The organism is Streptomyces sp. NPDC092370, from assembly GCF_044755265.1.
GTDB lineage: Bacteria > Actinomycetota > Actinomycetes > Streptomycetales > Streptomycetaceae > Streptomyces.
In genome coordinates this window covers 789,531-812,978 of sequence record NZ_JBIVQO010000002.1, presented here as the reverse complement: position 1 = coordinate 812,978, position 23,448 = coordinate 789,531, and the positions used below count along the sequence as shown (strand labels likewise).

Genomic DNA, 23,448 nt, shown 5'->3' with positions numbered 1-23,448 from the left:
TATCCATGTATGGACAGCGCCCGCCGACGGAACGTTCCGTCGGCGGGCGGTCCAGGGTCGCAAACCAGTCATGTCGGGGAAGCGGCGGGTTCGCGAACCCTGCGTGACGCGGACGGGGCCGGAGCCCGATCCCGTTCACGTGAACGAATGATCATGGGAGGTCACGGCGGAGCGGGTCAGTGGATGATCCCGGTCCGCAGCGCCACCGCGACCATGCCGGCGCGGTCGCCCGTGCCGAGCTTGCGGGCGATGCGGGCGAGGTGACTCTTGACGGTCAGGGCGGACAGCCCCATCGAGACGCCGATCGCCTTGTTCGACTGGCCTTCGGCGACCAGCCGCAGCACCTCGACCTCACGGCCGGACAGTTCGCGGTAGCCGCCCGGGTGGCTCGGGGCACCCGGGGGGCGGCGGTGCAGACGGGCGGCGGCGGCGCCGATGGGGGCGGCGCCCGGGCGGGTGGGGAGTCCGACGTTGGTACGGGTGCCGGTGACGACGTAACCCTTCACTCCGCCGGCGAGTGCGTTGCGCACGGCGCCGATGTCGTCGGCGGCGGAGAGGGCGAGCCCGTTGGGCCAGCCCGCGGCGCGGGTCTCCGACAGCAGGGTGAGGCCGGAGCCATCCGGCAGGTGGACGTCGGCGACACAGATGTCGCGGGGGTTGCCGATGCGGGGACGAGCCTCCGCGATGGACGAGGCCTCGATGACATCGCGCACACCGAGCGCCCACAGATGGCGGGTGACGGTGGAGCGGACGCGCGGGTCGGCCACGACCACCATGGCGGTCGGCTTGTTCGGGCGGTAGGCGACCAGGCTTGCGGGCTGCTCGAGGAGAACGGACACCAGGCCTCCTGGGGTGCGGACGGGGCCGGCTCGTGGGGGTGAAGCCGGGACGAACCGTGCTTTCAAGGTCACAGTCGTCTTCGGCACCGAACCCGTCCGCCTTTAGAGAATGATCACGATTCGGTGATAACAATCCGCGCAATTCGGACACCCGGTCGATCATTCGAAGGTCGAACGGTTTCGGTCTGCGTCACTACGCGGTCGAAAGTGGCCGTATCGACAAAGTGATTCGGCCAAGAGGGGGACGCGAGTGTGATCGTCGGCAGGACATGGTTGACCGCCCCGCACAAGATCGATCAGTGCGGGGCGGTCGGCGGTGGATCAGCGGGACTGCGGCCCTCGCCGCTGGGGCAGCGTCACGATCGACGCGTCCCCGGGCCCGGCCGGGGGCAGCCCGGCGATCTGGGCCAGCAGATCGCACCAGGACGCGAGATGGGCGGCCGTGTCCGGTACCCCGCCCACGCCCTCGCGCGGCGTCCACGACGCGCGGATCTCGATCTGCGAGGCGGCCGGGCGCGCGGACAGCCCGCCGAAGTAGTGGGAGCTCGCGCGAGTGACGGTGCCGCTCGGCTCCCCGTACGTCAGTCCGCGCGTGTGGAGCGCGCCGGTCAGCCAGGACCAGCACACCTCCGGCAGCAGCGGGTCCGCCGCCATCTCCGGCTCCAGCTCCGCGCGCACCAGCGTCACCAGCCGGAACGTGCCCCGCCAGGCGTCGTGCCCGGCCGGGTCGTACAGCAGCACCAGGCGGCCGTCGGCCAGGTCCTGGTCGCCGTCGACGACCGCGGCCTCCAGCGCGTAGGAGTAGGGAGCGAGCCGCTTCGGCGCAGGCGTCGGCTCGACCTCGATCCGGGGCCGCAGCCGCGCCGCCCTCAGCGCGTCGACGGCGGCCCGGAAGGGCAGCGGGGCGGAGTCCGCCTCCCGCCCGCCGTTCTCGGTGTCCTTCGCTTCGTCCATTCCGCCAGCGCCGTCCGACAGTCGTCCCTGAGCCGCAGCCATGCGGGAAGATTACGGGGACCGGAGCCCGGGTGTCGGGCTAGACACCCCGCGCCTCTCCAGGGGCTGAATCGCGCCGCACGGCAGCGTGCGAAACTTGGCCCCGTGAGTGCCAACGACGCCCCTCGGGCCCAGCAGCCGTCCGCCCCGTACGAATCCGCCTTCCTCAAGGCCTGCCGGCGCGAGCCCGTGCCGCACACGCCGGTGTGGTTCATGCGGCAGGCCGGGCGCTCACTGCCGGAGTACCGCAAGGTGCGCGAGGGCATCGGGATGCTCGAGTCCTGCATGCGGCCCGAACTGGTCACCGAGATCACCCTCCAGCCGGTGCGCCGGCACGGCGTGGACGCGGCGATCTACTTCAGCGACATCGTCGTCCCGCTCAAGGCCATCGGCATCGACCTCGACATCAAGCCCGGCGTCGGCCCGGTCGTCGAGCACCCGATCCGCACCCGCGCGGACCTCGCACAGCTGCGCGACCTGGCCCCCGAAGACGTCTCCTACGTCACCGAGGCCATCGGCCTGCTCACCCGTGAGCTCGGCGCCACACCCCTCATCGGCTTCGCCGGCGCCCCCTTCACCCTCGCCAGCTACCTCGTCGAGGGCGGCCCGTCCCGCACGTACGAGAACGCCAAGGCGATGATGTACGGCGACCCCGAGCTGTGGGCCGACCTGCTCGACCGCCTCGCGGACATCACCGCCGCGTTCTTGAAGGTGCAGATCGAGGCGGGCGCCTCGGCGGTCCAGCTGTTCGACTCCTGGGCCGGCGCGCTGGCCCCCGTCGACTACCGCCGCTCGGTACTGCCGGCGTCGGCGAAGGTCTTCGAGGCCGTGGCCGGCCACGGCGTGCCGCGCATCCACTTCGGCGTCGGCACCGGCGAGCTGCTGGGTCTCATGGGCGAGGCCGGCGCGGACGTCGTCGGCGTCGACTGGCGGGTCCCGATGGACGAGGCCGCCCGCCGGGTCGGCCCCGGCAAGGCACTGCAGGGCAACCTCGACCCGACCGTGCTGTTCGCCCCGACGGAGGCCGTCGAGGCCAAGACCCTTGAAGTCCTGGACGCGGCGAAGGACCTCGAGGGGCACATCTTCAACCTCGGCCACGGCGTCATGCCGTCCACGGACCCGGACGCGCTGACGCGGCTCGTGGAGCACGTGCACATGCGGACCCTGCGCTGAGACGAAAAGCCCGATCGGCCGGACCGGTGAACGCGGCCGTACGGGCGTGCGTATGTGTCGGCAACCGCCCGCGACGCGGGGAAGGCGGGTCGCGGGGCCGACGTGAGGAACAGGCGATGAACGACCGAGTTACTCCCGCGATGCACGCACTGCCCGACGGCGAGGCGGAGCTGACGCTGGTGGTGCGGCTGCCCTGGGAGGACGTGGCCCGCCTCGGCCAGGAGGCGGGGCGGCTGGCCACCCAGTTGCGGCGGCCCGTGACGCTGGAGGAGGCGGTGAGCCACCGGTTGCGGTCGACCCGGGTGGCCTCGCACGCGAAGCCGGCCGGGGAGCAGCCGCCGGCGGTGACGGCGTCGGCGTCGGTGTCCTCCCTGCCGTCGCGGCCGCCGGCGGAGCAGGCGCGCCAGGCGATCGACCGGATCAACGGGACGGTCGGGACGGCGTAGGACTTCGCCGCAGGGGGTGCGGGGGCCGTCGCCGGGTGCGCGACGTCTGTGGCTCGTCGCCCCGTTCCCCGCGCCCCTGAAGCACCCGCCCCGTCACGAGGCGCCGCGGACCTTTGCCGCCGCCTTGCGGGCCGCCACCAGGACCGGGTCCCAGACCGGGGAGAACGGCGGGGCGTAACCGAGGTCCAGCATGGTCATCTGTTCCGCCGTCATGCCCGCGGTGAGGGCGACCGCCGCGATGTCGACCCGCTTGCCCGCGCCCTCCCGGCCGACGATCTGCACGCCGAGGAGGCGGCCCGTACGGTGCTCGGCGAGCATCTTGACCGTCATGGGGGAGGCGTTCGGGTAGTAGCCCGCGCGGCTGGTCGACTCGATGGTGACCGAGTGGAAGCGCAGCCCGACCCGGTGGGCGTCCTTCTCGCGCAGGCCCGTGCGGGCGATCTCCAGGTCGCAGACCTTGCTGACCGCGGTGCCGACCACGCCCGGGAAGGTCGCGTAACCGCCGCCGACGTTGGTGCCGATGATCTGGCCGTGCTTGTTGGCGTGGGTGCCGAGCGGGATGTGCCGCTCCTGGCCGGAGACCAGGTCGAGGACCTCGACGCAGTCGCCGCCGGCCCAGACGTTCTCGTGGCCGCGCACCCGCATCGCCCGGTCCGTGAGGAGACCGCCGTGCGGGCCGAGCGGGAGGCCCGCGGCCCGGGCGAGGGTCGTCTCGGGGCGGACGCCGATGCCGAGCACGACCACGTCTGCCGGGAACTCGCGGTCCTGCGTGACCACCGCCCGCACCCGCCCTCCCCCAGGCTCTCGGCTTCGCTCGAGCGGGGAGGTGCCCCCATCGCCGGTGAGGATCTTCGTGACCTCGGCGTCGTTCACCATCGTGATGCCCAGGCCCTCCATGGCCTCGTGCACCAGGCGGCCCATGTCCGGGTCGAGGGTCGACATCGGCTCGCTGCCGCGGTTGACGACCGTCACCTCGTAGCCGCGCTTGATGAGCGCCTCGGCCATCTCCACACCGATGTAACCGGCCCCGACGACCACCGCCCGGCGGCCCTGCGTGTGTTCCAGGGTGTCGAGAAGCGCCTGGCCGTCGTCCAGCGTCTGCACTCCGTGCACCCCGGGCGCGTCGGCACCGGGCATGTCCGGCCGGATCGGCCGGGCGCCGGTCGCGATCACGAGCCGGTCGTACGACGTCCAGGACTCCTGACCGGAGTCGGCGTCACGGGCGCGTACCCGCTGCCCGTCGAGGTCGAGTTCCGTGACCTCGGTGCGCAGCCGCAGGTCGATGTCCCGGGCGCGGTGCTCCTCGGGGGTGCGGGCGACGAGCCGGTCCCGGCCGGTGACGTCGCCGCCGACCCAGTAGGGGATGCCGCACGCCGAGTACGACGTGAAGTGGCCCCGTTCGAACGCCACGATCTCCAGTTCCCCGGGGCCCTTCAGGCGGCGCGCCTGCGACGCCGCGGACATGCCCGCGGCGTCGCCGCCGATGACGACCAGTCGCTCCCGTGTACGGCTCATGTTCATGCGAACACGCTACGGGAGCACGGCATTTCACTCCTGCCCGTCCGGGGTCCGCGGCCGTGTGGACTCCGGTGCCGGGCGGGCCGTCGGCAGCGGGCCCAGCGCGGTCGTCGTGGGCGCGGGCTCGGGGCGGCGCGGCAGCCGGGGGCGTACGACACGCAGCCACAGCAGCACGATCAGGGCCGCCACCGCCGCGAACGGCAGCACCGCGCCGAAGGCCACCGCGAGCCAGCGCAGCATCGTCACGAAGGCGTTCCAGCCGCCCGCCAGCGCGTCCACGAACCCCGGGTCGTCGTCCTCGGCCGCCTTCTTCACCGGGGTCTCGGACAGCGACAGGGTGATGGTGGCCAGGCTGGTGCGGTCCTTGAGGGACTCCTGCCGGGCGAGCAGCGCCTCGAGGTCGGCCTGGCGGCTGCTCAGCTCGCCCTCCAGGGTCACCACGTCGCTGAGCTTGCCGGCCCGGTCCATCAGCTCGCGGATCCGGGCCACGCTGGCGCGCTGCGTCCTGATCCGGCTCTCCACGTCGACGACCTGGTCCGTGACGTCCTCGGCCTTCGCGCTGCGGTCGAGGAGCTTGCCGGCGCCCTCCAGGTCGGCGAGGACCTCGTCGTACTTCTCGACGGGAACCCGCAGCACGACCCGGGTGCGCTCATGGCCCTCGGCATCCCGGGTGGTGGTCTCGTTGCCGACGTAGCCACCCGCGTTCTCGGTGCCGGTGCGGGCCTGCTCCAGGGCTTTCGGGACGTCCTTGACCTGCACGGTCAGGGAGGCCGTGCGGATGATGTGGCTCGCGGCGAGCTTCGGCGGCGCCGTGGTCCTGGCGCCGCTTCCGGTGCCGCCGGGGTTGGCCTCCGCCGAGCCGGCCTTCTCGTCCGCCCCGGGGGCGGCGACGCCGCGGTTGGCGGCGGAGCTGCCGCCGGCCCCGTCGTCCTGGGCGCTGCACCCGGTCAGTGCGACGGCGGCCGCCAGCAGGAGCGCTGCCAGGGCCGGGGCGGGGTGTCGTACGGATCGTCGTGTGCGCATGCGGGCATCCCCCGGGGTCGATTCTGCTGACGCTTCTTCGACGCCCGGACGGCGCCGATCGTTTGGCCCTGGACGGTTCCGATGCGGTCACGGTCGGGACTCGTGACGGACACCGGGGCGCGGCGGCGGTGTCAGCGGGGTCTGAGAGGCTGGGGGCATGCGCGAAGTTCAAGGGCAGGTCGTCGTCATCGGAGCGGGCATCGCGGGGCTGGCCGCCGCACACCGGCTGCTGGAGCGCGGGGCGCGGGTGACCGTGCTGGAGGCCTCCGGCCGGGTCGGCGGCAAGCTGCTGCCCGGGGAGATCGCGGGCGCGCGCGTGGACCTCGGCGCCGAGTCGATGCTGGCCCGCCGCCCCGAGGCGGTGACACTCGCGCGCGAGGTGGGCCTCGCCGAGCTTCTGCGGCCCCCGGCCACCGCGACGGCCTCGCTGTGGACCCGCGGCGCCCTGCGCCCCTTTCCCAAGGGGCATGTGATGGGAGTGCCCGGCACCGCGTCCGCCCTGGCCGGTGTGCTGTCCGAGGAGGGCCTCGCCCGCATCGGGCGGGATGCCGAGCTGCCCCGCACCGAGGTCGGCGACGACGTGGCGGTGGGGGAGTACGTGGCGGAGCGCCTCGGCCGCGAGGTCGTCGACCGCCTGCTGGAGCCCCTGCTGGGCGGGGTGTACGCGGGCGACGCGTACCGCATCTCCATGCGCTCGGCCGTCCCGCAGCTCTTCCAGGTGGCCCGGAGCCACACCTCCCTGACGGCGGGGGTCCGCGAGCTCCAGGCGAAGGCGGCCGCGGCCCGGCAGACCGGCCCGGTCTTCATGGGGATCCGGGGCGGCGTCGGCACCCTGCCCCTCGCGGTGGCGGACTCGGTCAGGGCCCGCGGGGGCGAGATCCTCAACGGGACACCGGTGACGGATCTGCGTCGCACCCCCGAGGGCCGCTGGCACGTCGCCTCGGCCGGGCGTGAGTGGCTCGCGGACGCCGTGATCGTCGCCGCCCCCGCTCCCGTCGCCGCCCGGCTGCTGCGCGCCGAGACCCCGGGGGCCGCCGCGGAGCTCGACGGTGTCGAGTACGCCTCCATGGCCCTGGTTACCCTCGCCTACCGCCGCGACGGGGCGGCCCTGCCCGACGGCAGCGGGTTCCTCGTGCCGCCCGTGGACGGGCACACCATCAAGGCGTCCACGTTCGCCTCGCAGAAGTGGGACTGGATCGCCGAGGAGAACCCGGACCTGGTCGTCCTGCGCACCTCCGTCGGACGCCACGGCGAGACGGAGATCCTCGGGCGCGACGACAGCGAGCTCGTCGACGTCTCCCGGCACGACCTGAAGGCCGCCACCGGCCTCGCCGCCACACCCGTCGCCACCCTCGTCACTCGCTGGCACGACGGTCTGCCCCAGTACCCCGTGGGCCATCACGCGCGCGTGTCCCGCATCCGCGAGCACATCGCCCGCCTCCCCGGCCTCGCCGTCTGCGGCGCCGCGTACGACGGCGTCGGCATCCCGGCCTGCATCGCCGGTGCGTACGCCGCCGTCGACCAGATCCACGGTGACCTGCGCGGTGTGCAGGAGCTCACCGCCCACCCGGTGCAGAGTCTGCACGGCGGAGCGGGAGAATGAGGAGCATGAGTGACGACGCCTCCACCACGGCCTCCAGCACCGCGCCCGAGCGCATCCCGAACAAGGGCAAGCTGGCCAAGGACCTCAACGAGGTCATCCGCTACACGCTCTGGTCCGTCTTCAAGCTGAAGGACGTCCTCCCCGAGGACCGCGCCGGGTACGCCGACGAGGTCCAGGAACTGTTCGACCAGCTCGCCGCCAAGGACGTGACGATCCGCGGCACCTACGACGTGTCGGGCCTGCGCGCCGACGCCGACCTCATGATCTGGTGGCACGCGGAGACCAGCGACGCGCTGCAGGAGGCGTACAACCTCTTCCGCCGCACGAAGCTGGGCCGCGCCCTGGAGCCCGTCTGGTCGAACATGGCGCTGCACCGCCCCGCCGAGTTCAACCGCTCGCACATCCCGGCGTTCCTCGCCGACGAGACGCCCCGCGACTACGTGAGCGTCTACCCCTTCGTGCGCTCCTACGACTGGTACCTGCTGCCCGACGAGGACCGCCGCCGCATGCTGGCCGACCACGGCAAGATGGCCCGCGGCTACCCGGACGTCCGCGCCAACACCGTCGCCTCGTTCTCCCTCGGCGACTACGAGTGGATCCTCGCCTTCGAGGCCGACGAGCTGTACCGCATCGTCGACCTCATGCGTCACCTGCGCGCCTCGGAGGCCCGCCGGCACGTCCGCGAGGAGGTGCCGTTCTACACGGGCCGCCGCAAGGACATCGCCGAGCTGGTCGCCGGTCTGGCCTGATCAGCGGCTGCGCCCGACGGCCCTGGACCCCGGGGCCGTCGGCTTCGGCTCGGCGTGCGGGGCGCATTCCGCGTGCCGCCCCGGCAGCCGGCCCTGAAGCAGATACGCCTCCATGTGCCCGTTGACGCAGGCGTTCGGCCCGCCGGCCAGGCCGTGGGTACCGGCGTCCCGTTCCGTCACCAGGACCGAACCCGCGAGGCGGTCGTGGAGTTCGAGGGCGCCCTCGTAGGGCGTGGCGGCGTCCCGCTCGGCGGCCAGGATCAGCGTCGGGGGCAGCTCGCCCGGCCCGGCCGCCACATCGAGCGGCCGCTGCCGGGGCACCCGCCAGTACGCGCACGGCAGGTTCGTCCACACGTTGTGCCAGGTCTCGAAGGGCGCCACCCGCGCGAGCCGGGTGTTGTCCCGGTCCCACACCCTGAAGTCGGTGGGCCAGGGGGCGTCGTTGCATTCGACGGCCACGTAGACCGCGCGCGAGTTCTCCGCCTCGACGGCTGCTTCCGGGTGTTGCTCCATCTGCTCCACCAGCGGCTTGGCGTCGCCCTTGAGATATGCGGACAGCGCGTGCGCGCGGTGCGGCCACTGGTCGTCGTAGTACCCGGCCTGGAGGAACGCCCCCTGCAGCTGACCCGGGCCGACCTTTCCGCCCGCCGGCTCGGCGGCCAGCTTCGCGCTCGCCCGCTCGTAGCCGCGCAGCACCTCCCACGCGGTCCCGCCCAGCCCGTACACGTCGTCGTGCCGGGCGATCCACGCCCGGAAGTCCGCCCAGCGACGCTCGAACGCCGGCGACTGGGCGAGGCTGTTGCGGTACCAGATCCGCGCCGGGTCGGGGTGGACCACCGAGTCGAACACCATCCGCCGTACGTGCGCCGGGAACAGCGTCGCGTACAGGGCAGCGGGATAGGTGCCGTACGAGGAGCCCATGAACGTCAGCCGTTCCTCACCGAGCGCGGCGCGCACCACGTCGAGGTCCCGGGCGTTGTTCAGTGAGTGGTAGTGCCGCAGCGCGTCGCCGGCCCGCTCGGCGCAGCCCCGCGCGTACGCCTTCGCCTGCGCGACGCGTTCCCGCTTGTAGGCCTCCGAGGGGTGCGTCGGCGCTGGCGAGGGCCCGTTGAAGAATCGCTTCGGGTCGGTGCACGACAGCGGCGCCGACCGCCCGACCCCACGCGGGGCGTAGCCGACGAGGTCGTAGGCGGCCGCGATCCGTTTCCACTCGGGGAGCAGGCCGATGAGCGGGAAGTACAGGCCGGTGGCGCCCGGCCCGCCCGGGCTGTAGAGGAGGGCGCCCTGCCTGGGGACCGTGTGGGCGCCGCGGCGCGGGTCCTTCCGTGTGGCACGGGCCCTGCTGACGGAGAGTTCGATCCGCTTGCCGTCCGGGCGGGCGTAGTCCAGCGGGACGCTCACCGTGCCGCACTGCATGCGGCCGGGCAGGTCCTGCGCGTCGGGGCAGGGGCCGAAGTCGACACCGGCCGCCTTCGCGCGGGCGGCGGCGACGGCGGTGCCCCGCATCTCGGCCGCCCCCGTTCGGTCCTCGGTGGCCGGGGCCGCGGTGAGGGTGCTCAGCAGCAAGGACCCGGCGGCCGAGCAGAGGAGGGCGGCTCTCATCGCGTATCCCTTCGGTGCACGGTGGCGACGAGAGGGATGTTTCGTTCCCCACGGCGGGAAGGCAAGCACTGTCCGCCGGTGTCGGGCCCCTTGCCCCGTGTGCGCCCCCGGTCGGTCAGTCGTGCGACTCGCGGTGCGTGAACGCGGCGCGCAGATCCGGTTCGCCGATGGCGCGGACGCCGCGCACGGCCACCGAGGTGAGGTACGTACGGTCGTCTGCGGCGCCGTCCGCGGTCCGGGTCAGCGCGCCGAGCAGCCGCTGACCGGCCGGGGAGGCCCAGCGCGAGTAGGGATGGATCTCGACCCGCGCGACGGCGAGGCAGCTCAGGGTCAGGGCGAGCGGCAGCGCGAACCACAGGGCGACCAGATGCCGCGGCATGTCCGGCAAAGCGGGCGTCAGCAGTGCTGCCACGCCCAGTCCGAGGACCGCGACGGCTGCCCCGCGCACCTGCCGGACGGCCGCCGCGACCGTGGTACGGGCGCTGTCCGGCACCGCGAGCCCCGCGCGCACCAGCCCTTCGGCGATTTTGCGCACCGCGTCCGCCGTAGCGGCCGTGGCCCGCACCGGCCCGATGCGGGACTGCCCCTCGGGGCCGATGGCCCCTATCACCGACCGCTCCATCTCGTCCCGCCCGCGTGGGTCGACGACCGTGGCCCAGCCGGTGTGGGCGAGGAGCAGACGGCGCTGGCGGGCCATGGCGACCAGGGTGACGTCGGCGACCCGCCCGGGGCCGCCGGAGAGGAACGCGGCCTCGTACAGCGTGAGTTCACGCCCCCGGCCGGAACCCGTGTCCACGGCCGCGGCACGTACGGCGGCCAGGCACAGACGCGTGCACGCCGTTCCGGCCACGGCCCAGGCCGCCAGCAGGAAAAGAACCCAGAGCATATGTTCGTTGTATGTGACACGGTCCCGAAAGCACCATGCCTCGTTCGCGATCCGGACGGAGTGTTGTCGGTATGTGACGTTCCGTTTCGATCGGGTGGCGGACTGTAGGCGGGTGGCGGGTGGCGGGTGGCGGGAGCGTGTAGTGCGGTGACAGGGACGCGGGCGGGCGGTACGGCCGGCCCCGGACCGGCGGCCGGAGGGACGCTGTCGCCGGCCACATCACGGGCCACGGCGTCGAATTCGGCATGGTCCGTGGCCTCCAAGACCTTGATGTGGTCGAGGACGGCCGTGGTGGCATGTCGGGGCAAGAGGGGAAGGGCCGCCTATGGCGCCGGTCCGCTTCACATGGCGACCGCGCACCACCACGGGCGCGGCGACGCACCGGCGGGCGAGGCCGTGACGGAGAAGGCGGTGCGCTGCCGGGGGCATCTCCCGGGCAGGGGGGGGAGGCGAGGAGCCGGGGGCCCGGCCCGGCCCCCGAACTCGTCAGCGCCGCGACAGCACCCTGCGCGTGGCGCGGGCCAGGCGGTGGCCCGGGCGCCGGGAGCGTGGCGCCGGACCCGACCGTTCCAGCCACCACTCCCGCAGCTCCCGCCGTGCCCGCGTGTCCCCGGGGTGCCCGGTGGACAGCAGGTGCTCGGCGAAGGTGAGGGCGTCGCGCCGGTAGCCGGCGGTCATCGGGCGGGTCTGGGCGTAGCCGAGGAACGCCGTGCGGTAGTCGCCACCGAGGATCACCGGCAACTCCGGAGCGACCTTCGCCACGACATCCGCCCGCTTCGCGGCGAGCGCCCGCGCCTGTACGCCGATCCGCGTCCGGTCGAACCCCTCGGGCACGGGCGTCCCCGCGACCAGCGCCGACAGCAGCGCCGCCTGCGCCAGCCCGAGCCGCTGCCGAGCGCCGTCGACGCCCTCTGGGTGGGGCGGGCCGAAGGCGCCCCGTGTCGCCTCGACCGCCCCGGTCTCATGGCCCCGCGGTCCGGCGCCGCCGCCCCGGGCCTCTTCCCGCGGTCCTGCGCCGGCGCCTGCGAACGGACCAGCGTCGAGGCGCCCGGCTTCGTCCCGCCGCCCGGAGCCGGCTCGCGAAGGTGCCTCGTCGCGCCGTGCGGCCTCCGCCCGTCCAGCGGCCGCGAGGACCGTCGAACGGAACTGTGCCTTCACGCGCTCGACCGCCCCTGCCTCCAGCGCCCGGCGGATCGACGTCAACTCGCCTTCCAGTTCCGCCGGTTCCGGGAAGTTCTCGTCTCGTTCCAGGAGGACACCCGCAGGGCAGACCCGGGAGGCGAGGTCCGTGAGGATGTCGAGGACCGGCCGGGGAACGGGGTGGGCGTGGCTGTCGTGCCAGACGCCGTCGCGCTCGAAACCGCCGGCGACGTGGACGTAGGCGATGGCCTCCAGGGGGAGCTCGGCGAGGGCCTTGGCCGGGTCCTCGCCCCGGTTGACGTGGTTGGTGTGCAGGTTGGCCACGTCGATCAGGAGACGGACGCCCGTGCGGTCGGCGAGGTCGTAGAGGAACTGGCCCTCCGTCATCTCCTCGCCCGGCCAGCAGATCAGCGCGGCGATGTTCTCCACGGCCAGTGGCACCGGCAGTGAGTCCTGCGCGATGCGCACGTTCTCGCAGAGCACGTCCAGCGCGTCCCGGGTTCGCGGGACGGGGAGCAGGTGGCCCGCCTCCAGACGCGGGGACGCCGTCAGTGATCCGCCCGCCCGTACGAACGCGATGTGCTCGGTGACCAGCGGCGAGCCCAGCGCCTGCGCACGCTCGGCCAGTGCGGTCAGCCGGCCCGCGTCGGGCCGGTCCGCGCCTCCGAGGCCGAGCGAGACGCCGTGCGGCACCACGGTGACGCCGCGCTCGCGCAGCCGCCGCAGAGAGTCGGGCAGGTGCCCGGGGCAGACGTTCTCGGCCACGGCCTCGACCCAGTCGATCCCCGGCATCCGCTCCACGGCGTCCGCGATCTCCGGCCGCCACCCGATGCCCGTCCCCAGTCGCTCCATCGTCCCCTCCTCCACCCGGCCCGTTCCTCGAACGTGAGGGGGGTATGGCCCAGCCGTCCGCGCCCGAACCCCACCCGGCCCGCCTTCAGAGCAACATTTGAGGTTCGGCCGGATCACCGGTCCGTCCCGGCCCCGCCCCACCGACGGAGCCCCCGGGCTCGCGCCACCCGCTGATACGACGTACACCGGACCTATGCGCGAAGGCAGTGAGCAGGCGCACCGCCCCGCGCGGAGGCCGGGCCCCGGGGGCCGCGGCCCGGTGGCTGTGGACCGGCGCCGGCGCTCTGGTCGTCGCCGTCGGCACGGCCTACTTCCTGCTGCCGCTGGAGGGGCTCGGCGCCGACCGCCCCTGGGTGGGCTGGCCCCTGTTCGGCCTGTGCCTGGGGGTGCTGGCCGCGCTGCTGCTGCGCCAGGTGCGCGACGTGGTGCTGGAGAAACCGCACACCCGGTCGGGCATCATGATCCCGCTGCTGATGTGCCTGGCGGTGCTGGTCTTCTCGTCCGGCTACTTCGCGCTCGCCCAGCAGCCGGGCCAGTTCGCCGGTCTGCGCACCCGGGTCGACGCGCTGTACTTCACCGTCGTCACGCTCGCGACCGTCGGCTACGGCGACATCACCCCGCTCGGGCAGGAGGCCCGGCTGGTGGCCGTCGCTCAGATCCTGTACGCGTTCGTCTTCCTCACGGCGGCGGCCACCGCGCTGACCCGCCGGATGCACGCGGTGGTCGCGGAGCGCGAGCGGCGCCCGCCGCCTTCTTCCTGACCGGGGGCCCTACACCGGGCGCGAGGAGCGGTAGTTGAACACCGACCACAGGACGAACAGGCCGGTCACGATCATGATGATCGACCAGAAGGGCTGGTACGGGAGCCAGAGGAAGTTCGCGATCAGCGCCAGGCCGACCACGATCGCGCTCACGACCCGCGCCCAGGCGGCCCCCGTGAACAGGCCGCACCCGGCGGCCACCACGAGCACACCGACGATCAGATGGATCCAGCCCCACGCGGTCAGGTCGAACTCGAAGGAGTACTGGCCGAAGCTCGTGTACACCTCGTCGCCGGCGATCGCCGCGATGCCCTGGAGCACCGCGAAGAGGCCGTAGACGACCATCAGGATGCCACCGAGAGCGAGACCCCCCGCCGCCCACGGGGCACCGGGTTCGCCCGGGCCGGGGCCGCCGGGCATCCGGTCGTCGGAGGCGGGCGGGGCGGGGGGAGGGGGCGCGGCGCTGGACATGGCTGCCTCCTGGGTCGGGTCGACTGGTAACCCCACTGGAGCACTCGTCCACGGCCGCCGCGCCCGGGGCTACTCCGAACGGGTGGGCGCCGGACCGCCCGTCCCGTGCGGCTCCTTGCGCAGCGCCGGGTGGTCCGCCACCACCGTGCACGAGCCGGGCGCGATCTCCGTGAATCCCGCGTCGCGCACCAACGGCAGTCCGCTGCCGGTCAGTCCGGGCCAGCGGTGAGCATCGGCTGTACGGACGGCGAGCGGGAAGCCCGCCCCCCGCCAGGCCGTGCGCTCCCCGTCGGACAACTCCCACCAGGCCAGTTGGGCGGCGTGGCCCGCCTGCGCCATCGCCTTCCCCGCCGACATGCCGAGATCCGGGTTCAGCCACAGCACGGGAGCGGCCGGGTCCGCGTCCACCGGCGGCTCCGGGTCGTCCAGGTCCGTGCCGGACACCTGGAGCCTGGCCAGGTCCTTGGGCCAGCCGTCCAGGGGGACGGGCGGGAAGACCCGCACCTGCGCCGACTTGCCGGTGACCGTGATGCCGTCCAGCGCCTCGGCCCGCCGCCACTCCGCGCCGCGCGCCCGCCGCACCACCTTGCGGATCCGGGCGTCCTGCCAGTCCCGCATCGCCCCGGCCCACTCGCCGTCACCGGTCGACCGTTCGTCGGCCAGCATCGTCAGCACGGCTCGCGCGGCCGTCTCCAGGGCGTCCGTGCGCGCCGGCGGGTCCGCCCGCTCGATCCGCACGACCAGGGGCAGCACGAACTGCGGTGCCTCGTCGCGCGAAGAGCGCTCGGACCGGAAGGGACTGTCGTTCACGGGCGTCGGGTCTTCATGCACGAAGCCCAGTGTGCCAGCCCGAAGATCGTGCAGGATGGGCCCATGCGCCCCGACCCGTGTCTGCGGAACGCGGGCCGACGGTACGGTCCGCACGGCCCCTGGGTGCTGCGCGCTGCCGACCTGACACTGGCCCCGGGCCGGCTCGTCCGTGTCGAGGGCGCCAACGGCAGCGGCAAGTCCACGCTGCTGCGGCTGCTCGCCGGCATCGACGCCCCCGGCTCGTGGAAGGGCGTCGTCCCGCTGCCGCTGCCGCCCCTGGCCGCGGCGGCCCTGGTCACGGCAGGGACGCTGGCCCTGGCCGGTGCGCCGGCCTCCCGCAGATCACCCTGAGCAGGCGGTGCGCTGCGCCTCCTGCCATTCGCAGACGGGGCAGAGCGTGATGCCCTTGTACGACTCGGGGTACTCCGTCGGCTCCCGGCACAGCACGCACTCGGCAAACGGCGGCCCCTCCGCCCGGGGCGGCCTGGTCGCGTCGATCAGGCAGTAGTCGTCCTCGCTCATACGTCCAGCGTAGGCCCGGGCGGTCGTCAGAGGTCGCGCTGCTCCAGTGGCTTGGTCGCAGGGCCCTGGATCACCTTGCCGTCCGTGTCGAAACGGGAGCCGTGGCAGGGGCACTCCCAGGCGCGTTCGGCGGCGTTGAAGTCGACCAGGCACCCCAGGTGGGTGCAGCGGGCGGAGACGGCGTGGAGCCGGCCGTCGTCGTCCCGGTACACCGCGAGACGCCGGCCGTCGGCGCGGACCACGGCGCCCTCGCCGGGCGGCAGGGACTCCACCGGCGGGGAAGGCCGCAGCCGGTCGCCCACGAAGTGCCCGGCGACCTTGGCCTGGGTCTTGAGGAACGTCGGCGCCTCACGCACCGCGGCCTTCACCCGGCGCGGGTCGTACAGCGCGCTCCACTCGCACTCCTCGCCCGTGATCTGCGCGGTCAGCAGCCGGCCCGCCATGATGCCGCCGGTCATGCCCCAGCCGCCGAAGCCGGTGGCCACATAGGCGTGCCGGGCACCCTGGTGCAGCGGGCCGACCATCGGCACGGTGTCCGTGGGTTCGGTGTCCTGGGTGGCCCAGCGGTGGGTGACCTCCAGGTCCGGGAAGTGGCCGGTGGCCCAGGCGGTGAGGCGTTCGAAACGGGCCCGCGGGTCGCCCGTGCCCGGTGTGAAGTGTTCACCGGTGACGATGAGCAGCCGCCGGCCGCCCTCGTACGGCGCGGTGCGCACCGAGCGGGTCTCCTCGTCGGGGGTGATGAACATGCCGTCCGGGTCCTGCTCGGCGGGGATCGTCCCGGCGACCACCAGCTCGCGGCGCGTGGAGAGGCGGGCGAAGAGCAGGGCCCGGTCGAAGATCGGGTAGTGCGTCGCGACGACGACGTCCCGGGCCCGGACGGTCGCCCCCGTCGCGGTGGACACCCGGCACGGCTCGCCCTCGTCCAGGCCGAGAACGGTGGTGTCCTCGTAGATCCGCCCGCCGTGCTCGACCAGGTCGGCGGCGAGGGCCAGCAGATACTTGCGCGGGTGGAACTGGGCCTGTCCGGTGACCTGGACCGCGCCCGCCACCGGGAAGGGCAGCCCGGTCTCCGTGACGAACGAGGCGGGCAGCCCGGCCTCGGCCGCGGCCCGGGCCTCCGCGCGCAGTTCCTCCAGCCGGCTCGCGTCGCGGGCGTAGGTGTAGGCGCTCCTCGTCTCCCACTCGCAGTCGACGCCCAGTTCCCCGGCGATCCGGGCCGCGTGCTCGATGGCCTCGGACTGGGACCGCGCGTACAGCCGCGCGCCCTCGGGGCCCCGGGTGCGCCGCAGCTTGTCGTAGACCAGTGTGTGCAGGGCCGTGACCTTGGCGGTGGTGTGCCCGGTGACGCCCGCGGCGACGCGGCCGGCCTCCAGCACGGCCACGCTGCGCCCGGCCCGTGTCAGCTCCCACGCGGTGGACAGCCCGGCGATCCCGGCGCCGATGACCGCCACGTCGACGTCCAGGTCCTCCGTCAGCGGCGGGTGGTGACCGTCCGGTGCGGTCTCGAGCCAGTACGAGCTTCTGACCTGCTGCTTTTCGCCCATGCAGCATCGAGTACCCCTGTCCGTCCGCTTCATGGTCGGGCGGGTCGCTTTACAGAAGGGGTGATCAGGACTAACGTACAACCAAATGGTTGTAGATGAGTTGAGTGACGAGACGGTGGACCGGCTGTTCCACGCCCTGGCCGACACCACGCGCCGGGACATACTGCGGCGCTGCGTGCGCGGCGAGCTGTCGGTGTCCCGGCTGGCGGAGTCCTACCCGATGAGCTTCGCCGCCGTGCAGAAGCACGTCGCGGTGCTGGAACGGGCGGGTCTGGTCACCAAGCAGCGCAGCGGACGGGAGCAGCTCGTGCGCACCGACCCCGACGCGGTGGGCCGCGCACGACAGGCCCTGGACGCACTCGAATCGGCGTGGCGCGGGCGTGTGGACCGAATGGCCCGGCTGCTCGCCGAGGACACCGAAACCGAAGAGAACGACACGACGGAAGGACCCGGGCGATGAGCGTCACCAGCGTCGACAAGGACCTCGACCACCTCACCCTCACCCTGATCGCCGACTTCGCCGCCCCGGTCGAGCGGGTGTGGCGGCTGTGGGCCGACCCCCGGCAGCTGGAGCGCTGGTGGGGCCCGCCGACCTACCCGGCGACCGTGCAGGAGCACGACCTGAGCCCCGGTGGAGAGGTCGCCTACTTCATGACCGGCCCGGAGGGCGACCGGCATCGCGGCTGGTGGCGGATCACCTCGGTCAGCGAGCCGACCACCCTGGAGTTCACCGACGGCTTCGCCGACGACGACGGCAAGCCCAAGGACGACATGCCGACCACGTCCGTGCGGGTGCGGCTCAGTGAGCACGCGGGCGGCACCCGCATGGAGATGCGCTCCCTGTTCGACTCCCGCGAGCAGATGGAGCAGATGGTCGCCATGGGCATGGAGGAGGGCCTGACGGAGGCCGTCGCCCAGATCGACGCCCTGCTCGCCGCCTGACCGGAGGGATCAGGGCTGCTCCAGCAGCCGTCTGCGGCACTCGTCCACGTCGAAGTCCGCCTTCGGGTACCGCGGGTCCAGCTCCTCGAAGTGCTCCAGGAGCAGGGTGCTGACCGCCCAGTTGCGGTACCACTTGTGATCGGCCGGGATCAGGTACCAGGGCGCGTCCGAGGTGCCGCAGCGCCCCAGGGCGATGGCGTAGGCCTCCTGGAAAGCGGGCCACAGGGCACGGTCGTCGATGTCGGAGGCGGCGAACTTCCAGTGCTTCTCCGGCTTGTCGAGGCGTTTGAGCAGCCGGCGGCGCTGCTCGTCGTAGGAGAGGTGCAGGAAGCACTTGACCAGGGTCACGCCGTCGTCGGCGAGAGACCGCTCGAAGCGGTTGATCTGCTCGTAGCGCCGTGCGATCTCGGTGGCGGGTGCGAGCTCCCGGACGCGGGCGATCAGCACGTCCTCGTAGTGGGAGCGGTCGAAGATGCCCAGCTCGCCGTGGGTCGGGAGCGCCTGCTCCACCCGCCACAGGAAGGGGTGCGCTCGCTCCTCGGCGGTGGGCGCCTTGAACGCGGTGATCCGGCAGCCCGACGGGTTGAGCAGGCCGATGACGTGCTTGACCGTGCCGCCCTTGCCGCTGGTGTCCATGCCCTGCAGGACCAGCAGGACCCGGCGCCGGTCGCCCTTGGTGCTCGCCGCCCACAGCCGCTCCTGGAGGACGGCCAGCCGCTCGCCGACACGGGCCGTGGCGGCCCTGCCCGCCGCCTTGCCGTCCGGGGCGGCGGAGGTTGCTGCGGCGTCGTACCGGGTCAGGTCGACCGGCTCACCCGGCGGGAGGCGGAGCCGGTCGCGCAGCGGAGTGCTGTCCTGGTGTGTCATCGGGCCACCTTGCGGTCCTGTGCCTCGCCGGTCCGGCGGGACGCCGAATCTCGCCGGCGCCCCGTCCGGCAACTGAGCGCCGGTCAGCGGCGCCAGGGGCCCGTCACCGCGAACGTGGTGCCGGGCGTGTAGCAGTTCACGTACATCGTGTCGCCGTCGGGCGAGAAGGTCACCCCGGCGAACTCACCCCACTCGGGCTCCTGCTCGGTGCCGATGTTCTGTCGGTTGCGGGCCATCGCGTAGACCTCCCCCCGCCTGGTGACGCCGTAGACGTGCTGGGCGCCGTTGCCGTCCTCGCACACCATGAGTCCGCCACTGGGCGCCAGGCAGATGTTGTCCGGCGACTCGCCCGGCAACTGCACATCGGTGTCCGGGCCGAACACGATCACCAGGGTGAGCCGGCGGCGTTCCGGGTCGTAGCGCCAGACCTGCCCGAAGTGGTCGGCGGCCGAACCGTCCGAGCGGCGGGCGAAGGACGACACGAAGTACACCGACCGGCCGCCCCAGTAGCAGCCCTCCAGCTTCTGCGCGTGCGTGATGCCTCCGCGACCGAAGTCCTGGAACCGGATCGGCGTCCGTGCGGCCTGCGGGTCCGGGACGTCCACCCACTCGATGCGGTCGAACTCGGCGCCGACGTCCTGGACGGAGGACAGGTCCGGCACGCCCGGCACGCGCATGGCCTGGAGCCGGCCACCCGCGCGCAGCGAACCCCGTCCGCCCAGCGGGCGTTCCGGCAGGAAGCGGTAGAAGAGGCCGAAGGGCTTCTCGAAGGCGTCCTCGGTCTCGTACACCACGCCCCGCCGGGGGTCGACGGCGATCGCCTCGTGCGCGAAGCGGCCCATCGCGGTCAGCGGCACGGCCCCGGTGCGGTGCGGGTCGGCAGGGTCGACCTCGAAGATGAAGCCGTGGTCCTTGGTGTAACCGTTGGTGCCCGCCTTGTCCTCGGTCTCCTCGCAGGTCAGCCAGGTGTCCCACGGGGTGGGGCCACCCGCGCAGTTCACGGCCGTACCGGCGATCGCGACGCGTTCCGACCGGACCCGGTTGTGACAGTCCAGCGTCAGCGCCGTACAGCCGCCCTTGGCGGCCGGGTCGTAGGTGAGACCCTCGACGGCTGGGACGGGCACCTTGCCGCTGGCGCGGTTCTCGTGGTTGCGGACCAGATGGACACGGCCGCCTCTGCCCGGGAAGGCCGACATGCCGTCGTGGTTGGAGGGGACCTTGCCCTCGCCGGAGCGGAGCTCGTCTCCCTCGCGGGAGAGGATCCGGTAGCGGAACCCCTCCGGCAGGTCGAGGACGCCCTCGGGGTCGGGGACGAGCGGGCCGTAGCCGGTGCGGCCGAGGCCCTGTGCGGCGGCGGTGCCTGCGAAGAGTTCGGACAGGGCGCCGGAGAACGCGATCCCGATGCCCAGGGCGCCCGTCCCGGCGAGCATCTGACGTCGTGTGGCGGAGCGACCGGATGCGGTCATGGGGAAACCTTCCTGCTGGCGGACAGGAACTGTGATCCCGCTGTGTCTATCACCTGGTGCGGGCGGCGGGAACCACGCGCGTGGCGCTGGTCACTGCTCGACCGCGCGCCTCAGCTGCTCCATGGCCTCTTCGGCCCGTTCCGTGCGGTCGACGGAGTCCTCCGCCCGTTCCGCCCGGTCCGCCGCATCGGCGTGTCCCGCGCTCTGCGCGGGGGGCTGCTGGCCCCGTTCCAGGAACCGCAGCAGCTCCACCGGGATGGGCAGGACCAGCGTGGAGTTCTTCTCCGCCGCCACCGCCATGACGGTCTGCAGCAGCCGGAGCTGGAGCGCCGAGGGCGTGTCGGCCATCTGCTGGGCGGCCTGGGACAGCTTCTTGGAGGCCTGGTACTCGGCGTCGGCGTTGATCAGCCGGGCCCGCCGCTCCCGGTCGGCCTCCGCCTGGCGGGCCATGGAACGCTTCATGGTGTCCGGCAGGGAGACGTCCTTGATCTCCACGCGGTCGATGGTCACGCCCCACTCCACGGCAGGGCTGTCGATCATCAGCTCCAGGCCCTGGTTGAGCTTCTCCCGGTTGGACAGCAGGTCGTCCAGCTCGCTCTTGCCGATGATCGAGCGCAGCGAGGTCTGCGCCATCTGCGAGACGGCGAAGCGGTAGTCCTCGACGTTGACGATGGCGGCCGCCGGGTCCACCACCTTGAAGTACACCACCGCGTCGACCCGCACGGTCACGTTGTCGCGGGTGATGCCCTCCTGGGCGGGGATCGGCATGGTCACGATCTGCAGGTTGACCTTGCGCATCCGGTCCACCGCGGGGACGACGAGGGTGAACCCGGGCCGCCGCACCTCCCCGTGCAGCCGCCCGAGCCGGAAGACGACGCCGCGCTCGTACTGCTTGACGACCCGCGCCGCGGAGGCCAGGTACACCAGTGCCCCGGCCCCGGCCGCGGCCACCACACCGACCAGCTCTTCGACCATGCCGACCTCCCCGTTCAGAGGTCCGAAACCTTCGCCTTCTGTAACGATATGCCCGGATCACGGTGCGGGGCCACGCCCCGCGGGCCGGGACGGAACGGGAGCGGACGCGAGTGGTCCGGGGCGCGCAGCCGGCGCGCCCCGGACCGGGGATCGGGTGGTCCGGCCGCCCGCTAGGCGGCAGTGACCTTCTCAGCCGGGGCCCCGACGGGCTCCGTGACCTTCACCGGCTCGGTACCCGTCGCGCTGTGCCGCGTGGCCCAGTTCTCCAGGGCTGTCCGGCAGGCGTGGTCGAGGTGGTGCAGGCCCGAGAGGTCCAGCTCGACCGGGCGGTCCTGCGGCAGGCTCTCCAGGCTGTCGAGGATCTTCGGCAGCCGCAGGAAGGTCGCGTTGCCGGACAGGTACGCCTGGATCGGGCCGGCGCCCTTGTCGATGATCTCGAGCTTGACGTGCGAGGCCTCCCAGGCGGTCTTCACGACCGACAGGGCCAGACCGATGAGCACGCCCTCGAACATGTTCACCGCGACGATCGACACCGCGGTGACGACCAGGATGAGCGCCTCGCCCTTGTGCTCCCGCCACAGCGCCGTGATCTGGTTGAACGGGATCAGCTTCCAGCCGGCGTGCACGAGGATGCCGGCCAGGGCGGGGATCGGGATCAGAGCCAGGGCCCACGGCATCGCGGCGGCGAACAGCAGCAGCCACACGCCGTGCAGCACACGCGACGCCTTGGTCTTCGCGCCCGCGTTGACGTTTGCGGAGCTGCGCACGATGACCGCGGTCATCGGCAGCGCGCCGAGCAGACCGCACAGGGTGTTGCCCACGCCCTGGGCGACCATCTCCTTGTTGTACTCGGTGCGCGGACCGTCGTGCAGCCGGTCCACGGCCGCCGCGCTGAACAGGCTCTCGGCGGAGGCGATCAGCGCGAAGGCGATGATGGTGCCCCAGATGGCCGGGGTGGCCAACTCGCCGAAGGCCTCGGCCCCGGGCGGCTGGATGACGCCGAGCAGACCCTCCACCTGAACGGTGGCGACCGGCAGGCTGAAGGCGAGCGCGGCGACCGTGGCCAGGATGACCGCCGCGAGGGCGCCGGGCACGGTCTGAACCGCCTTCGGCAGCTTCTTCCACAGCACGATGACGGCGACGGTGCCCGCGCCGATCGCGAGGGAGGCCAGGGCCTCGGTGCTGCCGAGCGCGTCGGCGAACGCCCCGGGCAGACCCGCGATCTTTCCGAGACCGGACTCCGGGGCCTTCAGCCCCGCTGCCGCGTATATCTGCCCGGCGATGATCACCAGACCGATACCGCAGAGCATGCCCTCGACGACGGAGACGGAAATCGCCCTGAACCAGCGGCCTATCCCGAAGAAGCCCATGGCGAGCTGGAGCAGCCCGGCGAACAGCACGATCACGCCGAGCGTGGCCACCCCGAACTCGCTGACGGCCTCGAAGACCAGCACGGTCAGGCCGGCGGCGGGCCCGGAGACCTGGAGGCTGCTGCCGCGCATGAGCCCGGTGACGATCCCGCCCACGATGCCGGTGATCAGGCCCAGCTCCGCGGGAACGCCGGATGCGACCGCCACGCCGACGCACAGCGGCACGGCGACCAGGAAGACGACGATGGAGGCGAGGAAGTCCTGCCTCAGGTAAGGGAACTTCGACAGCATGGTCACAGCCCCCTCAGAGCGTCTCGAACGTGTCGGATTCCGTGCGGTGTTCCCGCACGACGCCGGTGTGGACCTCGTAGTACCAGCCGTGCAACCGGAGTTCACCCGCGTCGAGGCGCTTTTCGATGCACGGGTAGGAACGCAGCCGCAGCAGCTGCGTCAGCACGTGGTTCTGCACGGCCTCGGCGACCGTCGGGTCGGCCGGGTCGGAGCACTTGGGCTCGTCACAGGCGTGCGCGAGCCAGTCGCGCACGGCGGGTACGACCGTCAGATCGTCGTGGCGTACCACCGCGCCCACGGCACCGCAGTGCGAGTGGCCGCAGACCACGATGTCCTTGACGCCCAGGACTTCGACGGCGTACTCGATCGTGGCCGCCTCCGAGGTGGGGTGCTCGAGGGCGTGGGGGGGAACGACGTTGCCCGCGGTGCGCAGCTCGAAGAGCTCGCCGGGACGGGCGCCCGTGATCAGGGCCGGTACGACTCTGGAGTCGGAGCAGGTGATGAACAGGACGTCGGGGGACTGGCCCTCGGCGAGGCGGGCGAACTCCTCAGGGCGCTGTCCGAACTTGCGGGCGTTGTCGATGAGGGGCTGCATGGTGTGGTGA

24 protein-coding genes are annotated in these 23,448 nt (G+C 72.9%); 8 read left to right on the top strand and 16 right to left on the bottom strand.

Annotated elements, in window-relative coordinates; all coding sequences use genetic code 11:
• Positions 1-176: 176 nt before the first annotated feature.
• A complete protein-coding gene (locus ACIQHQ_RS10255; protein WP_003993737.1) occupies positions 177-839 on the bottom strand; it encodes a response regulator transcription factor in 663 nt (220 codons plus the stop codon).
• A gap of 321 nt (positions 840-1,160) precedes the next feature.
• Positions 1,161-1,835, bottom strand: a complete 675-nt coding sequence (locus tag ACIQHQ_RS10250; RefSeq protein WP_402611372.1) for a DUF3000 domain-containing protein — start codon at positions 1,833-1,835, stop codon at positions 1,161-1,163.
• Positions 1,836-1,937: 102 nt separating this feature from the next.
• Between ACIQHQ_RS10250 and hemE the strand changes: the two genes are divergently transcribed.
• Together hemE and ACIQHQ_RS10240 are read left to right on the top strand one after the other, a co-directional pair.
• A complete protein-coding gene (hemE, locus tag ACIQHQ_RS10245; protein ID WP_402611371.1) occupies positions 1,938-3,005 on the top strand; it encodes a uroporphyrinogen decarboxylase in 1,068 nt (355 codons plus the stop codon).
• 116 nt (positions 3,006-3,121) lie between these two features.
• Positions 3,122-3,451: a hypothetical protein gene (locus tag ACIQHQ_RS10240; RefSeq protein ID WP_386503853.1), complete on the top strand. Its 330-nt coding sequence runs from the start codon at positions 3,122-3,124 to the stop codon at positions 3,449-3,451.
• 93 nt (positions 3,452-3,544) lie between these two features.
• Here ACIQHQ_RS10240 and ACIQHQ_RS10235 read toward each other — a convergent pair whose 3' ends face one another.
• Together ACIQHQ_RS10235 and ACIQHQ_RS10230 are read right to left on the bottom strand one after the other, a co-directional pair.
• Positions 3,545-4,972 carry an FAD-dependent oxidoreductase gene (locus ACIQHQ_RS10235; protein WP_402611370.1) on the bottom strand — a complete coding sequence of 476 codons (1,428 nt, stop codon included), beginning with the start codon at positions 4,970-4,972 and terminating at the stop codon, positions 3,545-3,547.
• 27 nt (positions 4,973-4,999) lie between these two features.
• A complete protein-coding gene (locus tag ACIQHQ_RS10230; protein WP_402611369.1) occupies positions 5,000-5,992 on the bottom strand; it encodes a DUF4349 domain-containing protein in 993 nt (330 codons plus the stop codon).
• A gap of 157 nt (positions 5,993-6,149) precedes the next feature.
• Here ACIQHQ_RS10230 and hemG point away from each other — a divergent pair, with 157 nt between their 5' ends.
• On the top strand, positions 6,150-7,595 hold the full coding sequence (gene hemG, locus ACIQHQ_RS10225; protein ID WP_402611368.1) for a protoporphyrinogen oxidase: 1,446 nt from the start codon (positions 6,150-6,152) through the stop codon (positions 7,593-7,595).
• A 5-nt stretch (positions 7,596-7,600) separates the two neighbouring features.
• Positions 7,601-8,344 carry a hydrogen peroxide-dependent heme synthase gene (gene hemQ, locus ACIQHQ_RS10220; protein ID WP_402611367.1) on the top strand — a complete coding sequence of 248 codons (744 nt, stop codon included), beginning with the start codon at positions 7,601-7,603 and terminating at the stop codon, positions 8,342-8,344.
• Here hemQ and ACIQHQ_RS10215 read toward each other — a convergent pair whose 3' ends face one another.
• The 3 genes from ACIQHQ_RS10215 to ACIQHQ_RS10205 all read right to left on the bottom strand — a co-directional run bounded on the left by ACIQHQ_RS10215 (position 8,345) and on the right by ACIQHQ_RS10205 (position 12,824).
• A complete protein-coding gene (locus ACIQHQ_RS10215; RefSeq protein ID WP_402611365.1) occupies positions 8,345-9,946 on the bottom strand; it encodes an alpha/beta hydrolase in 1,602 nt (533 codons plus the stop codon). It abuts the gene before it with no gap.
• A 115-nt stretch (positions 9,947-10,061) separates the two neighbouring features.
• The gene (locus ACIQHQ_RS10210) at positions 10,062-10,832 is read right to left on the bottom strand and encodes a TIGR04222 domain-containing membrane protein (RefSeq protein ID WP_402611364.1); all 771 of its coding nucleotides are present in this window, start codon (positions 10,830-10,832) and stop codon (positions 10,062-10,064) included.
• Between the two features lie 486 nt (positions 10,833-11,318).
• Entirely contained in the window at positions 11,319-12,824 is a 1,506-nt protein-coding gene (locus tag ACIQHQ_RS10205) for a DUF692 domain-containing protein (RefSeq protein ID WP_402611363.1), read from the bottom strand.
• Between the two features lie 206 nt (positions 12,825-13,030).
• Here ACIQHQ_RS10205 and ACIQHQ_RS10200 point away from each other — a divergent pair, with 206 nt between their 5' ends.
• Positions 13,031-13,585, top strand: coding sequence for a potassium channel family protein (locus tag ACIQHQ_RS10200; RefSeq protein ID WP_402611362.1), 555 nt, complete (start codon positions 13,031-13,033; stop codon positions 13,583-13,585).
• A gap of 9 nt (positions 13,586-13,594) precedes the next feature.
• Here the strand turns inward: ACIQHQ_RS10200 and ACIQHQ_RS10195 are convergent, their stop codons facing one another.
• Both ACIQHQ_RS10195 and ACIQHQ_RS10190 read right to left on the bottom strand, forming a co-directional pair.
• Positions 13,595-14,056 (bottom strand): hypothetical protein, encoded by a 462-nt coding sequence (locus tag ACIQHQ_RS10195; RefSeq protein WP_402611361.1) that lies wholly within the window; start codon positions 14,054-14,056, stop codon positions 13,595-13,597.
• Between the two features lie 69 nt (positions 14,057-14,125).
• A complete protein-coding gene (locus ACIQHQ_RS10190; protein ID WP_402611360.1) occupies positions 14,126-14,887 on the bottom strand; it encodes a peptidyl-tRNA hydrolase in 762 nt (253 codons plus the stop codon).
• 42 nt (positions 14,888-14,929) lie between these two features.
• On the opposite strand from ACIQHQ_RS10190, the gene ACIQHQ_RS10185 reads away from it, so the two are divergent.
• On the top strand, positions 14,930-15,217 hold the full coding sequence (locus tag ACIQHQ_RS10185; RefSeq protein WP_402611359.1) for an ATP-binding cassette domain-containing protein: 288 nt from the start codon (positions 14,930-14,932) through the stop codon (positions 15,215-15,217).
• Here the strand turns inward: ACIQHQ_RS10185 and ACIQHQ_RS10180 are convergent.
• Positions 15,209-15,388 (bottom strand): hypothetical protein, encoded by a 180-nt coding sequence (locus tag ACIQHQ_RS10180; RefSeq protein WP_402611358.1) that lies wholly within the window; start codon positions 15,386-15,388, stop codon positions 15,209-15,211. The two genes, ACIQHQ_RS10185 and ACIQHQ_RS10180, sit on opposite strands and share 9 nt — an antisense overlap.
• A gap of 26 nt (positions 15,389-15,414) precedes the next feature.
• Positions 15,415-16,932 carry an FAD-dependent oxidoreductase gene (locus ACIQHQ_RS10175; RefSeq protein WP_402611357.1) on the bottom strand — a complete coding sequence of 506 codons (1,518 nt, stop codon included), beginning with the start codon at positions 16,930-16,932 and terminating at the stop codon, positions 15,415-15,417.
• An 85-nt stretch (positions 16,933-17,017) separates the two neighbouring features.
• On the opposite strand from ACIQHQ_RS10175, the gene ACIQHQ_RS10170 reads away from it, so the two are divergent.
• Positions 17,018-17,392: an ArsR/SmtB family transcription factor gene (locus ACIQHQ_RS10170; RefSeq protein ID WP_402611356.1), complete on the top strand. Its 375-nt coding sequence runs from the start codon at positions 17,018-17,020 to the stop codon at positions 17,390-17,392.
• Positions 17,389-17,874: an SRPBCC domain-containing protein gene (locus ACIQHQ_RS10165; protein ID WP_402611355.1), complete on the top strand. Its 486-nt coding sequence runs from the start codon at positions 17,389-17,391 to the stop codon at positions 17,872-17,874. The genes ACIQHQ_RS10170 and ACIQHQ_RS10165 overlap by 4 nt, the downstream gene beginning before the upstream one ends.
• A 9-nt stretch (positions 17,875-17,883) precedes the next feature.
• On the opposite strand, the gene ACIQHQ_RS10160 is transcribed toward ACIQHQ_RS10165, so the two are convergent.
• The 5 genes from ACIQHQ_RS10160 to ACIQHQ_RS10140 form a co-directional block, all read right to left on the bottom strand.
• Complete coding sequence (locus ACIQHQ_RS10160; protein WP_402611354.1) at positions 17,884-18,741, bottom strand: PPK2 family polyphosphate kinase; 858 nt, start codon at positions 18,739-18,741, stop codon at positions 17,884-17,886.
• A gap of 83 nt (positions 18,742-18,824) precedes the next feature.
• Entirely contained in the window at positions 18,825-20,207 is a 1,383-nt protein-coding gene (locus ACIQHQ_RS10155; RefSeq protein ID WP_402611353.1) for a PhoX family protein, read from the bottom strand.
• Positions 20,208-20,297: 90 nt separating this feature from the next.
• Positions 20,298-21,182, bottom strand: a complete 885-nt coding sequence (locus ACIQHQ_RS10150) for a slipin family protein (RefSeq protein ID WP_402611352.1) — start codon at positions 21,180-21,182, stop codon at positions 20,298-20,300.
• Positions 21,183-21,352: 170 nt separating this feature from the next.
• Positions 21,353-22,843: a SulP family inorganic anion transporter gene (locus ACIQHQ_RS10145; RefSeq protein ID WP_402611351.1), complete on the bottom strand. Its 1,491-nt coding sequence runs from the start codon at positions 22,841-22,843 to the stop codon at positions 21,353-21,355.
• Between the two features lie 13 nt (positions 22,844-22,856).
• Positions 22,857-23,438, bottom strand: a complete 582-nt coding sequence (locus ACIQHQ_RS10140; RefSeq protein ID WP_402611350.1) for a carbonic anhydrase — start codon at positions 23,436-23,438, stop codon at positions 22,857-22,859.
• Between the last annotated feature and the right edge of the window lie 10 nt (positions 23,439-23,448).

Coding starts and splice junctions, on each gene's coding strand:
- ACIQHQ_RS10250 (WP_402611372.1), bottom strand. CDS start 1,835: ATGGCTGCGGCTCAGGGACGACTGTCGGACGGCGCTGGCGGAATGGAC.
- ACIQHQ_RS10240 (WP_386503853.1), top strand. CDS start 3,122: ATGAACGACCGAGTTACTCCCGCGATGCACGCACTGCCCGACGGCGAG.
- ACIQHQ_RS10235 (WP_402611370.1), bottom strand. CDS start 4,972: ATGAACATGAGCCGTACACGGGAGCGACTGGTCGTCATCGGCGGCGAC.
- ACIQHQ_RS10230 (WP_402611369.1), bottom strand. CDS start 5,992: ATGCGCACACGACGATCCGTACGACACCCCGCCCCGGCCCTGGCAGCG.
- hemG (WP_402611368.1), top strand. CDS start 6,150: ATGCGCGAAGTTCAAGGGCAGGTCGTCGTCATCGGAGCGGGCATCGCG.
- hemQ (WP_402611367.1), top strand. CDS start 7,601: ATGAGTGACGACGCCTCCACCACGGCCTCCAGCACCGCGCCCGAGCGC.
- ACIQHQ_RS10215 (WP_402611365.1), bottom strand. CDS start 9,946: ATGAGAGCCGCCCTCCTCTGCTCGGCCGCCGGGTCCTTGCTGCTGAGC.
- ACIQHQ_RS10210 (WP_402611364.1), bottom strand. CDS start 10,832: ATGCTCTGGGTTCTTTTCCTGCTGGCGGCCTGGGCCGTGGCCGGAACG.
- ACIQHQ_RS10205 (WP_402611363.1), bottom strand. CDS start 12,824: ATGGAGCGACTGGGGACGGGCATCGGGTGGCGGCCGGAGATCGCGGAC.
- ACIQHQ_RS10195 (WP_402611361.1), bottom strand. CDS start 14,056: ATGTCCAGCGCCGCGCCCCCTCCCCCCGCCCCGCCCGCCTCCGACGAC.
- ACIQHQ_RS10185 (WP_402611359.1), top strand. CDS start 14,930: ATGCGCCCCGACCCGTGTCTGCGGAACGCGGGCCGACGGTACGGTCCG.
- ACIQHQ_RS10180 (WP_402611358.1), bottom strand. CDS start 15,388: ATGAGCGAGGACGACTACTGCCTGATCGACGCGACCAGGCCGCCCCGG.
- ACIQHQ_RS10175 (WP_402611357.1), bottom strand. CDS start 16,932: ATGGGCGAAAAGCAGCAGGTCAGAAGCTCGTACTGGCTCGAGACCGCA.
- ACIQHQ_RS10170 (WP_402611356.1), top strand. CDS start 17,018: ATGGTTGTAGATGAGTTGAGTGACGAGACGGTGGACCGGCTGTTCCAC.
- ACIQHQ_RS10165 (WP_402611355.1), top strand. CDS start 17,389: ATGAGCGTCACCAGCGTCGACAAGGACCTCGACCACCTCACCCTCACC.
- ACIQHQ_RS10160 (WP_402611354.1), bottom strand. CDS start 18,741: ATGACACACCAGGACAGCACTCCGCTGCGCGACCGGCTCCGCCTCCCG.
- ACIQHQ_RS10155 (WP_402611353.1), bottom strand. CDS start 20,207: ATGACCGCATCCGGTCGCTCCGCCACACGACGTCAGATGCTCGCCGGG.
- ACIQHQ_RS10150 (WP_402611352.1), bottom strand. CDS start 21,182: ATGGTCGAAGAGCTGGTCGGTGTGGTGGCCGCGGCCGGGGCCGGGGCA.
- ACIQHQ_RS10145 (WP_402611351.1), bottom strand. CDS start 22,843: ATGCTGTCGAAGTTCCCTTACCTGAGGCAGGACTTCCTCGCCTCCATC.
- ACIQHQ_RS10140 (WP_402611350.1), bottom strand. CDS start 23,438: ATGCAGCCCCTCATCGACAACGCCCGCAAGTTCGGACAGCGCCCTGAG.